This is a genomic window from Microbacterium paulum (genome assembly GCF_015707995.1).
In the GTDB taxonomy this organism is placed as follows: Bacteria; Actinomycetota; Actinomycetes; order Actinomycetales; family Microbacteriaceae; genus Microbacterium; species Microbacterium paulum.
In genome coordinates this window covers 23,361-35,749 of record NZ_JAAGRY010000033.1, presented here as the reverse complement: position 1 = coordinate 35,749, position 12,389 = coordinate 23,361, and the positions used below count along the sequence as shown (strand labels likewise).

Below are 12,389 nucleotides of genomic sequence, written 5' to 3'. Positions count from 1 at the left end.
GTGCGCGGCGCCCGCGACCTCGGCGGTGATCGGGTCGCTGCCGGCCGCCTCGAGTCGCGCCGCGACCGTCGCGGCGATCCGCGATCGGCGCAGTCCGCCTTCGCGCTCGAGCTCGTCATCGAGGCCCATCGCCGCCGCGTTCACGACGGCGAGCGCGAGGCTGTCGGGCGCGAAGTCGTCGCCGAGGGCCGCGAGCGATGCCGCGACGGATGCCGAGGCGTCCGCGCCCTCATCCGCCGCCAGCCGCGTCGCGAGCGCCGCGACGCGCTCGTCGAGCCCGGCCCAGAGCACGTCGGACTTCGACGTGAAGTAGTTGAAGAAACTCGAGCGGCTGACGCCCGCGCGGCGGGTGATGTCGGCGACGGTCGTGCCCTCGAAGCCCTGCTCGAGGAAGAGTTCGCACGCGGCTTCGGCGATCACATCGCGCGACGTCGCGCGGGGGCGGCCGGTGCTCATGCCCACACGCTAGCAAGGCGTATTGTTGGACGCGGTCCATCAACGATCCGAAGGAGCGTCATGCTCGACGTGCAGACAGTGGGGCTCGCTCCCGACCTGATCCCCTATCCCGACGGCTGGGCGCTCCAGCGCGAGATCCACGGCGAGGTCGCGGCGGGCACGCGACCCGACACGCTGCTGCTGCTCGAGCACGAGCCGGTGTTCACCGCCGGCGCCCGCACCGCCCGCCACGAGCGACCCACCGACGGCACCCCCGTCGTCGACGTCGACCGCGGCGGCAAGATCACCTGGCACGGCCCGGGCCAGCTCGTCGGCTACCCGATCGTGCGCCTCGTCGAGCCCATCGATGTCGTCGCGCACGTGCGGCGACTCGAAGGCATCCTCATCGAGGTGCTCGCGGGCTTCGGCGTCGAGGGATACCGGGTCGAGGGGCGCAGCGGCGTCTGGGTGCGCCGGCTGCTCTCCGAAGACAAGATCGCCGCGATCGGCGTGCGTGTGCAGCGCGGCGTCACGATGCACGGCTTCGCCCTGAACTGCGACAACTCGCTGCTGCCGTTCTCGCAGATCATTCCGTGCGGCATCGCCGATGCCGGGGTCACGACCCTCAGCGAGGTGCTGGGTCGCGACGTACGCCCGGCCGAGGTGGTGGATGCCGTGATCGCGGCATTCCAGGCATCCTTCGCGCGTGCGTCGAGCGAGGTCGCGGCATGAGCGCCTGCGGCGTCAGCCCGACCGGCGAGACCGGCCCCGCGAACGCGCCCGAGGGGCGCAGGCTGCTGCGCCTCGAGGTGCGGAACGCCCAGACCCCCATCGAGCGCAAGCCCGAGTGGATCAAGACGAAGGCGAAGATGGGGCCGGAGTACCAGGCCCTGCAGTCGCTCGTGAAGGGCGAGGGCCTGCACACGGTCTGCCAAGAGGCCGGCTGCCCGAACATCTACGAGTGCTGGGAAGACCGCGAGGCGACGTTCCTCATCGGCGGGTCGCAGTGCACTCGGCGGTGCGACTTCTGCCAGATCGACACGGGAAAGCCCGCCGATTACGACACCGATGAGCCGCGGCGCGTCGCCGACAGCGTGCGCCGCATGCAGCTGCGCTACGCGACGGTCACCTGCGTCGCCCGCGACGACCTGCCCGACGGCGGCGCGTGGCTGAACGCCGAGACGATCCGGCAGATCCACGCGGTGAACCCCGGCACCGGCGTCGAGCTGCTCGCGACCGACTTCAACGGTGAGCCGGCGCTGCTCAACGAGGTGTTCGACGCCCGACCCGAGGTCTTCGCGCACAACGTCGAGACCGTGCCGCGTATCTTCAAGCGCATCCGTCCGGCCTTCCGCTACGAGCGCTCGCTCGACGTGCTCACGCAGGCTCGCGCCGCCGGCCTCATCACCAAGTCGAACCTGATCCTCGGCATGGGCGAAGAGCCCGCCGAGGTCGTGCAGGCCCTGCATGACCTGCACGATGCGGGCACCGACATCATCACGATCACGCAGTACCTGCGCCCCTCGCCGCGCCACCTGCCGGTCGCACGTTGGGTGAAGCCTGCCGAGTTCGTCGAGTTCAAAGACGAGGCCGAGCGGATCGGGTTCCTCGGAGTGCTCGCCGGCCCGCTCGTGCGCTCGTCGTACCGCGCGGGACGACTCTGGGCGCAGTCGATGCTCGCCCACGGTCGCGAGATCCCCCCGCACCTCGCCCACCTGGCCCGCGACCAGGAGTTCGCCCAGGCGGTGTGACCCGCGCGCGGGGCGTGCCTTCTCGAGTGCGGGGTACTCAGTCGGCGCTGGTGACCGACTGCACGGCGCCGTCGCTCGTGAGGTTCACGAGGAGCACTTCGTCGGTGGCATCCGCGTCGAGCGCGTATTCGAGCACGGCGAAGGGATCGGCACCGCCGTGCTCGTCGGCGAGGATCGTCATGCTCACGAGCTGCAGCGAGCGGATGATGTCGATGTGCGTGTCGCCCGAGATGTCGACGAGCACGTCTTCGAGGTCGTCGCCGAACGCCTCCTGCTGCTGCAGCAGGTACTCGGTCACCTCGCTCGTGCGGTCGTCGAGTTCGGAGACCATCGCGTTCCGTGCGGTCATGTCGATCTGCTCGAGCGACGAGATCATCGCCGCCGCCACGTCGAGCGCCGCCTGCGACACGTCGTCTTGATCGGGCGCGGTGAGGTCGACGGTCACCCGCTGATCCGCGAAGTCGACCGTCTCGGACCAGAAGATCGATCCGTCGGGTCCGGACTCCAGCAGTCCGAAGTAGTCGTGCTCGATCGCCATGACCCTATGCAACCACCGTTGGCGGGTTCAGTCCACCAGCGCCGACACGAACACGTGCGGCGTGAAGCCGGTGAGGTCGCCGATGTCTTCACCCTGCCCGAGGAGCTTGACCGGGATGCCGGTGCGTTCCTGCACTGCGAGCACGAACCCGCCCTTGGCCGAGCCGTCGAGCTTGGTGAGCACGAGGCCGGTGACGCCGGCGTGCTCGAGAAACGCCTCGGCCTGCATCACGCCGTTCTGGCCGGTCGTGGCGTCGAGCACCAGTAGCACCTCGCTGATCGGCGCCTGCTTCTCGATGACGCGGCGGATCTTTGTGAGCTCGTCCATGAGCCCACCCTTGGTGTGCAGACGCCCCGCCGTGTCGACGAGCACGATCTCGGTGCCGGTCTGCTTGGCGTAGTCGATCGTCTGATAGGCGACGGATGCCGGGTCTTGCCCCTCGTGCTGCGGGCGCACGATCGTCGCTCCGCCGCGCTCGGCCCACGTCGCGAGCTGGTCGACGGCGGCCGCACGGAAGGTGTCGGCGGCGCCCACGACGACCGAGCGGCCGTAGCGCTGCAGGAACTTCGCGAACTTGCCGATCGTGGTCGTCTTGCCGACGCCGTTGACCCCGACGACGAGCACGACGGCGGGCCGCTCGGTGAGACGCAGCGTCGTGTCGAACTTCGCGAAGTGCTCTTCGAGGGTCTCTTTGAGCATGCGCTGCAGGTCGCGGGGATCGGTCGTGCGGTAGCGGTCGACCTTCTCGTGCAGCTCGTCGATGATCCGCTCGGTGATCTCGGGCCCGAAATCGGCGGTCAGCAGAGCCGTCTCGAGGTCGTCCCACGTGTTCTCGTCGATCGTGGGCTTGGTGAACATGCCGCGCAGGGCACGACCGAGCGACCAGGAGGATTCAGCCATGCTCCCAGCCTAGAGGCGATGACCGTCGCGCCCGGGAGACCGAGCCGCTCAGAGGCCGGGGGCGAGCACCAGGGTGAGTCCGCGTGTGCGCACCGACGCGTAGACCGCCTGGGCGTCCTGGCCGGCAGGGCACGTGATGTGCACGACGTAACCGCCATCGATGGCGCGCAGGCCCCGCGCGGCGGCGACCCAGGAGCCACCGGACTGCGTGGTGCCCGCGACCGCGCGCACCTGCGTCCTCGCGGCCTCGCCGGTGAAATATCCGACGGCGTCGTCCTGCGCCGACGCCGTCACCTGGTCGGTGCCCACTTGCAGCCAGGTGGCGAGCACCGCGTCGGAGAGGGTGCGATCGTCGTCGGCGCCGGTGATCGACGAGATGTCGCCCTGCCAGAAGCGCACCTCGCACTGCGACGAGTTCTGCGTGTACGCCCAGGTGCCGTTGCCGTCGTCCGGCGTTGTCAGGGTGAACGCCGCGTCGGCCATGAGCGGGTCGCCCCATTGCGCCCGCAGTCGAGGGTCCAGGTCGGCGCCCGACGCGAAGCTCAGATCGTCGGGGGGCTGGATGTCGCTCTCATCACCCGAACCCGACGACGATGCCGCGGAAGTCGGCGTGACCCCAGGTCGCGCGTCGTCGTCGGTAGAAGCACACCCCGCCACGAGCAGGGCGATCACGGGGACGGCGACGAGCAGACCGGAAAGGCGCGGCGACATGACCTCAGGCTAGCGTCACGCGAAAGACGAGCCGCCGTGAGCGCGGCAGTCTGGGGGAAGCCTCCAGGCCGTGTTGATCACGTCGGATTATGACGGCGAGGATGGTCGCGGCTCGGTCGCTTCGGACGCGCTTGTCCCCCGAAAGGGGGACTGCATCCCGCACGGACGGTTTCGTAAGCTGGGAGTATGGCGGATCTGGTCACCGATGCGGTTGCTCTGGCGGGGATCGCTGGTCGTGTGGTTTCCGCGGTCGACGCCATCGCATGGACGTTTCCTCCCCTCGATTTCGAGACACTCGGTGACGGTGAGGTGACTCAGGCGGTCTCGGCGTTGAGGGTCGGGCAGCGTGCGAGTTGTGTCGCCGTTGCTGGCGCCGCTACCGCCGCTGGCGAGTACCCGCATCGGGCGACGGCAGCGTTCGCCGAGACGGATGAGCGTCTCGCGCGGAGCATCCAGTGACGGTCGACGCGGCTGATCCAGGGCGAGGTGACCCATGGGGTATCAGTGCCGCCGCGCTGCAACGGTCCGTGAAGGCGATCACGGTTCGGGCGGCGGAGAACAGTGTCCGTGAGGCTGTGTCGGAAGCCTCCGGGGAGGTGTGGGCCGGACGTGCGCGAGACGCGTTCGTGCACACCGCGTGATCCTCGCCGACGATCTGGGGCGTTTGGCGAGTAGGTGGGATGCCGAGGCATCCGCTCTCACCGCATACGCTCGCGGCGTGCAGGCCGTGAAGGATCAGCAGCAGACCCTCACCCGTCGCCGCGAGCTGGCGGAGGAGGACATCGACGGGTGGCGCCGCGAGCAGCGGACAGCGGAGCGGGAGAACCTCACCGCGATGGCTGTGGGAAACGGTGCGGCGCTCGATGACGACCGGCCCCGGCTGCTGGAGTCCAGGATCAGTGAGGCGGAGGATGAGCTCGCGCTCGTGACCCGACAGTGGGGCGCGCTGATAGATGAGCGCGCCGCGGTGAACGGGGCGCTCCTGTCCGCACTGGGCGAGGAGAAGGTCACCGGCCCGTACGGGACCGTCTCAGGTTCCATGGCCGCAGCCAACGGTCTCACCCTGGATGGCCTCACTCGGATCAGTCCTGGGGAGCTCGCGGCACTGCTCGCGATGGATCCGACGCTGTTGGACCGGCTGCTCGCCTCGCAGCCGCCCGATGTCGTCTCCGCGTGGTGGGCGAACCTCAGCGACAGCGACCAGCAGGGACTTCTCGTGGGCGCTCCGGCACTCGTCGGCGCGTTGAACGGGATCCCCGCGATGATCCGCGCTGCCGCGAACCGCACCCTCGCCGCACGTCAACTGAAAGCGTTCCGTGACGCTGAGCTGTTCGACCCGAATCGCCCACCGAGCATCGACATCTACCCGACCGGCAACGCCAACATGATCGACTACCTCCAACGTGTCGTCGACGGCGACGTGCAGCTCTACCTCTGGCGGCCCGACAAGGATGAAGTGATCGAGATGTTCGGCAACCCCGACACCGCCGACGTCATCATGAGCTTCATGCCCGGCACCAACACCACCATGGACTCCTTCTACACCGCCACCGCCACCACCGGCATCACCGCCCTCACCCGCTGGGAAGTCGAGAACGCCGACCCACGCATTCAAGCTGCAGGGTTCGTCGTGAAGCAGGGCGTGTTCCCCCAGCTCGGCGGCAACATCTTCGCGACCGGACCGCAGAACAACGACATGGCCGAAGAGCTTGGTGCGAAGTACGCCGACTTCGCTGCCGGGATCCACGTGATCACGCCCGGCACTCCGGTGCCGAGCGTGGAGCACTCATTCGGGTCCTCCGTCGGAGGCGTCGCCGAAACCCAGGACGCCGGCTTCCACACCCGGATCACGCTGTCCGGGATCGGGATGACCAGCGATTACGGCCCGAGCCTCGACACGGATCACTACGCAATGCGCTCACCCAACTACATCCTCGACCAGCTGCACGTCAAAGAGACCCAGATCTTCAACTGGGGGTATCAGCACGCTCCCACCCCCGAGAACGGATTCACCGAACTGGACTCCGGCATCCCCGGCACCCCCGCCTGGGCTCAGATCGGCAAAGTCATCTCACCCCCGATCGCGATCGGAGACCTCGCCTCCGGCCTCGACCACCACAACCAGATCATCAGCGGCGACATCAGCGAGAATCGAGTGGTGATGAAGCAGATCCAGGCGTTCCTCACGGGAGCGACGCAGTGAGACGCAGTTTGGTGACTGGATCGGCGTTGTGTGCGCTGATCATCGCGATGACAGGATGTTCAGTGAATCAGCTCCCCACGTACGAGACGGTTCAAACTGAGACAGAATCCGCGATGCAACTCATCGTCGACGAACTCCCAAACGGCTCCGAGGTCGAGGACCTCACCGCGTCAGCACCCTTCGCCTGCGCGGAAGGCGGTGTGTTCTTCACAGGCCACTGGTTCGTGACGCCGCCGCAAGGATTCGACACCCGAGAGTTCATCGAGACGCTTCCGAGCACACTGTCATACGACTTCGCCGTGGAACCGACGGAGGTTCCCACCTCCTACCCGAGCGTCTCACTTCGAACGAGCGATGGTAGCGACGTCAGCATGGACGTCTCGGACGTCGATCCCGACTCGAATCCCGGCATCAACATCCTCGCGCTTTCACGCTGCGCCCAAGACCCCGGCGATGGCCAGAACGAGAACTGAAGGCGAGCAGCGCGGATATCGTACCGGCCGCTCGCAATTGGTACCGTCATCACCCCGAGCATGAGCTGACGACGACTGCTCGCCAGAACCTCACCCTCGCGACCATACTCGCGGCGGCCATCGCGCTGGCCGGCGGCACCAGCACGCAACATCTTCGCGACCGGACCGCAGAACAACGACATGGCCGAAGAGCTTGGTGCGAAGTACGCCGACTTCGCTGCCGGGATCCACGTGATCACGCCCGGCACTCCGGTGCTGAGCGTGGAGCACTCATTCGGGTCCTCCGTCGGAGGCGTCGCCGAAACCCGGGACGCCGGCTTCCACACCCGGATCACGCTGTCCGGGATCGGGATGACCAGCGATTACGGCCCGAGCCTCGACACGGATCACTACGCAATGCGCTCACCCAACGACATCCTCGACCAGCTGCACGTCAAAGAGACCCAGATCTTCAACTGGGGGTATCAGCACGCTCCCACCCCCGAGAACGGATTCACCGAACTGGACTCCGGCATCCCCGGCACCCCCGCCTGGGCTCAGATCGGCAAAGTCATCTCACCCCCGATTGCTGCGATCGGAGACCTCGCCTCCGGCCTCGACCACCACAACCAGATCATCAGCGGCGACATCAGCGAGAATCGAGTGGTGCTCGAAACCATCAACGACGTGATCTGGAACGCGGCACGATGATTCATCACAACGTGCGCGCTCTCGCTACGACAGTTGTCGCGGTGTCCGCCATTGTCCTCACGGGATGTTCTATGCAAAGCCTGCCCACCTACGACGAGATAAGAGGCGAGACACAAAACGCGATGCGGCGGATCGTTGACGAACTCCCGTCGGAATCGCGCGTCGAAGACCTCACCACCGGTACCCCCTTCACGTGCGGCGACGGGAAGGGCGTTTTCTTCACGGGCCATTGGGCTGTTTATCCACCCGATGGCTTCGACGATGTGACGTTCGTCGATGGGCTCCCCGAAACGCTCGGCGCAGATTTCACGCGCATCGAAGGCGCCATCGACAAGGGGCCAGGCAGCGTCAAACTCGGCACGACCGATGCCAGCGACGTCCGATTGGACGCAACGGTCGTCGATGTCGTCGGCACGAGCGCCATCGACATCCTCGCCACCTCACGCTGCGGACAGGGTCCATCGGATCCGGGAACGTGAGACGCGCGCCCTCCAACACCACGCTCAAGACCCTCACCTTCGCGACCATCGTCGCGGGGGGCCATTGCGCTGGCCGAATGCACCAGCACCCCGACGCCCACCCCCACCACGACCAGCACCGCAGAGGCAGCGCCGTCAGCTTCCGCGTCCGCATCGGAAACGCCGACTCCCGCCGCCCAAGGCAGCACCGGTGACATCCTCGATGCAGACACCGCGCAGGCCCTCAACGGCGCCGTCCGCACGGCCTTCGAGCTCGGCGAGGCGACCGTCGGCTTCGGCATCCGTCTATGACACGACTAGGCGTTCGCGCGCTCGCGGACCCGCTGCCCCACGACGGCCGACACTCCGTCCTGTCGCATCGACACGCCGTAGAGCGCGTCGGCGATCTCCATCGTGCGCTTCTGGTGCGTGATGACGATCAGCTGGCTCGAGACGCGCAACTGCTCGAAGACACCGAGCAGACGCCCGAGGTTCGCGTCGTCGAGCGCGGCCTCGACCTCGTCGAGGATGTAGAACGGGCTCGGTCGAGCCTTGAAGATCGCCGTCAGCAGAGCGACGGCGGCGAGGGAGCGCTCGCCGCCCGAAAGCAGCGAGAGACGCTCGATCTTCTTGCCGACCGGGCGCACCGATACCTCGATACCGGTGGTCAACGGATGCTCGGGGTCGGTGAGCGAGATGCTGCCCGAGCCGCCGGGGAAGAGGATCGGGAACACCTCGCCGAAGGCGATCTTGGTGTCCTCGAAGGCCGCCAAGAAGATCGTCTGCATCCGCTCGTCGAGCTCGGCGATGATCGTCTCGAGATCGGTGCGGGTCTGCACGAGGTCGGCGAGCTGCTCGGTGAGGAACGCGTGGCGCTGTTCGAGCGCGGCGTACTCCTCGAGCGCGAGCGGGTTGACGCGTCCGAGCTGCGCGAGCTTTCGCTCGGCGTCTTGCAGCCGTCGACGCTCGGCCGCCCGGTCGAACGGGCGCGGGGCGGCGTCCCCCTCCCCCGCGTCGCTCTCGTCGCCCTCCACGTCCCCCGGGGCGTCCGGCGCCGCTACCGGCTGATCGGGCCCGTATTCCGAAACGAGAATATTCTCGTCGAGGCTGAGCTCGGATGCCACGCGTTCGAGCAGGCTCGTGACGTGCAGGCGCTTTTCGTGCATCTGCAGCTCGAGGCCGTGCACGCTCTCGGTGAGCCGCGACAGGCGCTCCCGCACACTCGCCTCGCGGGTGCGCAGCTCGCCCAGTTCGGCCGTCACCGCCGTGCGGGCCTGCTCGGCGAGCTGCAGGTCGACACGCGCCTGGGTGACCGACCGGCCCACCGAGTCGAGCAGCGGCGGAAGGCTTGCGGCGACATCGGCGGCGAGTTCGCGCTGCGCGCGGCGGATGACGGCGCGCCGCGCCGCTTCGGCCGCGGCGGCGCGCTCGCGCTCGCGTTGACGGACGAGCTGGTCGACGCGTGCCTCGCCGGCGCGCACGCGTTCCTTGAGGGTCTCGACATCGAGGCGCGCGCGCATCTCGGCGTCGCGGGTGGCTTCGAGGTCGGCGAGCAGTCCGTCACGGGCCGACGCGTCGAGGATCGGCCGGGGCGCCTGCTGCGCCGACTGCAGGGCGTCGCCCGCGGCCTGCGCGGCCTTCTCTGCATCGGTCACCGCGGCCTGCGCCTGCCGCAGGCCGGTTTCGAGCCGTTCGCACTCGGCGACGGCCGCCTCGTGGCGCACGGTCGCGCGGTTGACCTGCTCGGCGTGCGCCGCCAACGCCGCGTCGTGCTCGCGCAGGCGCTGCAGCGACTCACGGGTGAGCCGGCGTCCGTCGTCCCATCGCTGCTGGGCGTCGGCGAGGGCTTCGCGCAGCGAGTCGGCGACCACGCGGATCTCGGCGAGACGATCGTTCGCCGCGTCTCGCTCGGCCGCGAGCTCGAGACGCGACCGCCCGCCGCCCGAGCCGGCGCGCACGGTGTGCTCGGTGACGACCTCACCCGCACGGGTCACGACGGTGACCGCTCCGCGGAGTTCGCGCTCTGCGAGCGCCCGACCCGCCGCGTGTGCCGCGGCGAGGTCGTCGACGATCACCGTGTAGGCCAGTACACCGGCGATGCCGGACGGCGCCGAGACGACCTCGACAGCGGGCGTCACACCGACGAGGCCGGCGAGGGCTGGCGTCATCGCCTGAGCCCCGGCGATGGCGATGTCGACCCGTCCAAGGTCGGCTTCCGCCGCGGTGCGGGCGAGGTCGAGCGCCGCGGCGACGTCGTCGACGAGCACGCCTTCGGCGAGCGCGCCGAGGGCGGCCGAGATCGCGGCTTCGAAGCCGGGCGAGACTTTGACGGCGTCGCCGACGAGGCCTCGGATGCCGGGGCCACCGCGCTCGATCAGCGCCGCGGCGGCGTTTCGCACGTCGAGGGCACGACCAAGCGCCGCGGACTGCGCGGTGAGCGACTCGAGTTCGCGTTCGGCGGCGTGCAGGCTCTCGCGCAGTGCGCTCACCTCGGTCTCGGCGGCGGTGGCGTCGCGCTGCGCGCGTTCGTAGGCGGCGGCGTGCTCGGCCGAGGAGGCCTCGGGCACGAGGTCGGGGTCGACGGCTGCGAGAGCGCTTTCGGCATCGGCGCGGCGCGCGAGCGCGGCATCCAACGCGTTCTGCTGGCGGTCGACGGCGGCGCGCACCGCGTCGAGCCGCGACGAGGCGGCATCGGAGGCGCCGCGCAGCTTGGTGATCCGCATGTCGTGCTCCGAGACGAGCGCGCTCTGCGCCGCGATGTCGGCGTCGAGGGCGTCGAGTTCAGCCCGCGCGCGGATCACCTCGCGACCGGCGGTAGCCGCCGCATCTTGCGCGTCGCCGAGCCCCGCCGCGATCTCGTCGATCTCGGCGCGCGCCTCGTCGATGCTCGCCTGGCTGACCGTAGTGACTTCGAGGGCGAGGGTGCCGTCGTCTTCGAGCAGGGCCAGACGCTGACCGGCGAGCGAGTGCAGGCTGCGCAGTCGTTCCTGCACGCGCTCGAGGGCGAACGCGACACCGCGCGCCGCGTCGACGACCTCGGATCGCTGCTCGTGTTCGAGGGTGTCGATGCGGGCTTTGAGCTGATCGGCTTCGTCTTGCAGCACGAGACGCTCGGCGTGACGTTCCTGCTCGCTGCGCGCGTGGTCGGCGAGCTGGGTGCGCAGGCTCACGAGTTCGTCCGCATAGAGCCGCGCCTTCGCGTCGCGCACGACGGCCGCGATCGTCGCGGCTTCGCGAGCGATCTCGGCCTGCTTGCCGAGGGGTTTGAGCTGCCGGCGCAACTCGCCCGCGAGGTCGCTGAGGCGGGTCAGGTTGGCCTGCATCGCCTCGAGCTTTCGCAGGGTCTTCTCTTTGCGGCGGCGATGCTTCAGGATGCCGGCCGCTTCTTCGATGAAACCGCGCCGATCCTCCGGGCTCGCCTGCAGCACGCTGTCGAGCCGCCCCTGGCCGACGATGACGTGCATCTCACGGCCGAGACCCGAGTCGCTCAGCAGCTCTTGCACATCGAGCAGTCGGCAGCTCTCCCCGTTGATCGCGTACTCGCTCGCGCCGTTGCGAAAGAGCGTGCGACTGATCGTCACCTCGCTGTACTCGATCGGCAGCGCCCCGTCGGCGTTGTCGATCGTGAGCTGCACCTCGGCGCGGCCGAGCGGCCCGCGCGTCGAGGTGCCGGCGAAGATGACGTCTTCCATCTTTCCGCCGCGCAGGGTCTTCGCACCCTGCTCCCCCATGACCCACGCGAGCGCGTCGACCACGTTCGATTTGCCCGAGCCGTTGGGGCCCACGATGGCGGTGACGCCCGGTTCGAGGGCGAAGGTGGTCGGCTGCGCGAACGACTTGAAGCCCTTGAGCGTCAGGCTCTTCAGGTGCATTCGGCTCCTTCGGCGGGCAGGTGTGCCCTCCACGCTAGCGGACGCATCCGCCAACGCCCCCTTGACGCGCGCCGCGGAACGGCGCTAGTGTCACAGATCGCGTCAGAAGTCGAGAAAGGAGGTCCCTGACATGATTCGGATGAACACCGCATTCACCGCCGCTGCCACCGGAGCGTTCGCTCCCGCCGCCGCGTTCGCAGGGACCGTCTCCTTCGGCGCTCCCCGCGCGGCTGCCAGCTAGCGGATCGCTCGTGAGCTCCGCCCCGTTCGGGGCGTGACGCTTGTGCGCGCACCGTCTGCCGCCGCCTCTCTCGCGCGCCTCGTCGCGCCATCGCCGCAGCCCGGCACCCTTCCGTTC

General features: G+C 68.7%; 12 protein-coding genes. 7 read left to right on the top strand and 5 right to left on the bottom strand.

Annotation, left to right across the window (positions count from 1 at the left end):
- The coding region (locus tag G3N18_RS09230; protein ID WP_196383992.1) for a TetR/AcrR family transcriptional regulator at positions 1 to 456 on the bottom strand (456 nt) is incomplete at its 3' end.
- Positions 457 to 516: 60 nt separating this feature from the next.
- On the opposite strand from G3N18_RS09230, the gene lipB reads away from it, so the two are divergent.
- Positions 517 to 1,167 carry a lipoyl(octanoyl) transferase LipB gene (gene lipB / locus G3N18_RS09225; RefSeq protein WP_196383991.1) on the top strand — a complete coding sequence of 217 codons (651 nt, stop codon included), beginning with the start codon at positions 517 to 519 and terminating at the stop codon, positions 1,165 to 1,167.
- Positions 1,164 to 2,186, top strand: coding sequence for a lipoyl synthase (gene lipA, locus G3N18_RS09220; RefSeq protein ID WP_196383990.1), 1,023 nt, complete (start codon positions 1,164 to 1,166; stop codon positions 2,184 to 2,186). The genes lipB and lipA overlap by 4 nt, the downstream gene beginning before the upstream one ends.
- Before the next feature lie 37 nt (positions 2,187 to 2,223).
- Here the strand turns inward: lipA and G3N18_RS09215 are convergent, their stop codons facing one another.
- From G3N18_RS09215 to G3N18_RS09205, 3 genes are read right to left on the bottom strand one after another with little or no spacing between them, the layout of a single operon-like run.
- Positions 2,224 to 2,724 carry a DUF2004 domain-containing protein gene (locus G3N18_RS09215; RefSeq protein ID WP_196383989.1) on the bottom strand — a complete coding sequence of 167 codons (501 nt, stop codon included), beginning with the start codon at positions 2,722 to 2,724 and terminating at the stop codon, positions 2,224 to 2,226.
- A 27-nt stretch (positions 2,725 to 2,751) separates the two neighbouring features.
- Positions 2,752 to 3,624: a signal recognition particle-docking protein FtsY gene (gene ftsY, locus G3N18_RS09210; RefSeq protein WP_196383988.1), complete on the bottom strand. Its 873-nt coding sequence runs from the start codon at positions 3,622 to 3,624 to the stop codon at positions 2,752 to 2,754.
- Positions 3,625 to 3,672: 48 nt separating this feature from the next.
- On the bottom strand, positions 3,673 to 4,335 hold the full coding sequence (locus G3N18_RS09205) for a hypothetical protein (RefSeq protein WP_196383987.1): 663 nt from the start codon (positions 4,333 to 4,335) through the stop codon (positions 3,673 to 3,675).
- 186 nt (positions 4,336 to 4,521) lie between these two features.
- On the opposite strand from G3N18_RS09205, the gene G3N18_RS09200 reads away from it, so the two are divergent.
- From G3N18_RS09200 to G3N18_RS09180, 5 genes are all read left to right on the top strand, one after another.
- Positions 4,522 to 4,794 carry a hypothetical protein gene (locus G3N18_RS09200; RefSeq protein WP_196383986.1) on the top strand — a complete coding sequence of 91 codons (273 nt, stop codon included), beginning with the start codon at positions 4,522 to 4,524 and terminating at the stop codon, positions 4,792 to 4,794.
- Between the two features lie 178 nt (positions 4,795 to 4,972).
- Positions 4,973 to 6,538, top strand: coding sequence for an alpha/beta hydrolase (locus G3N18_RS16480; protein WP_196383985.1), 1,566 nt, complete (start codon positions 4,973 to 4,975; stop codon positions 6,536 to 6,538).
- 62 nt (positions 6,539 to 6,600) lie between these two features.
- Positions 6,601 to 7,011, top strand: coding sequence for a hypothetical protein (locus tag G3N18_RS09190; RefSeq protein WP_206693110.1), 411 nt, complete (start codon positions 6,601 to 6,603; stop codon positions 7,009 to 7,011).
- 180 nt (positions 7,012 to 7,191) lie between these two features.
- On the top strand, positions 7,192 to 7,701 hold the full coding sequence (locus tag G3N18_RS09185) for a hypothetical protein (protein WP_196383984.1): 510 nt from the start codon (positions 7,192 to 7,194) through the stop codon (positions 7,699 to 7,701).
- A gap of 71 nt (positions 7,702 to 7,772) precedes the next feature.
- The gene (locus G3N18_RS09180) at positions 7,773 to 8,180 is read left to right on the top strand and encodes a hypothetical protein (protein ID WP_196383983.1); all 408 of its coding nucleotides are present in this window, start codon (positions 7,773 to 7,775) and stop codon (positions 8,178 to 8,180) included.
- A gap of 296 nt (positions 8,181 to 8,476) precedes the next feature.
- Here G3N18_RS09180 and smc read toward each other — a convergent pair whose 3' ends face one another.
- On the bottom strand, positions 8,477 to 12,031 hold the full coding sequence (gene smc / locus G3N18_RS09175; protein WP_196383982.1) for a chromosome segregation protein SMC: 3,555 nt from the start codon (positions 12,029 to 12,031) through the stop codon (positions 8,477 to 8,479).
- Positions 12,032 to 12,389 lie beyond the last annotated feature (358 nt).

Bases quoted from the DNA above. Each gene is read 5' to 3' on its own strand.
- G3N18_RS09185 (WP_196383984.1), top strand. From the start codon at position 7,192: ATGGCCGAAGAGCTTGGTGCGAAGTACGCCGACTTCGCTGCCGGGATC.
- G3N18_RS09205 (WP_196383987.1), bottom strand. From the start codon at position 4,335: ATGTCGCCGCGCCTTTCCGGTCTGCTCGTCGCCGTCCCCGTGATCGCC.
- lipA (WP_196383990.1), top strand. From the start codon at position 1,164: ATGAGCGCCTGCGGCGTCAGCCCGACCGGCGAGACCGGCCCCGCGAAC.
- ftsY (WP_196383988.1), bottom strand. From the start codon at position 3,624: ATGGCTGAATCCTCCTGGTCGCTCGGTCGTGCCCTGCGCGGCATGTTC.
- G3N18_RS09215 (WP_196383989.1), bottom strand. From the start codon at position 2,724: ATGGCGATCGAGCACGACTACTTCGGACTGCTGGAGTCCGGACCCGAC.
- lipB (WP_196383991.1), top strand. From the start codon at position 517: ATGCTCGACGTGCAGACAGTGGGGCTCGCTCCCGACCTGATCCCCTAT.
- G3N18_RS09200 (WP_196383986.1), top strand. From the start codon at position 4,522: ATGGCGGATCTGGTCACCGATGCGGTTGCTCTGGCGGGGATCGCTGGT.
- smc (WP_196383982.1), bottom strand. From the start codon at position 12,031: ATGCACCTGAAGAGCCTGACGCTCAAGGGCTTCAAGTCGTTCGCGCAG.
- G3N18_RS09180 (WP_196383983.1), top strand. From the start codon at position 7,773: ATGCAAAGCCTGCCCACCTACGACGAGATAAGAGGCGAGACACAAAAC.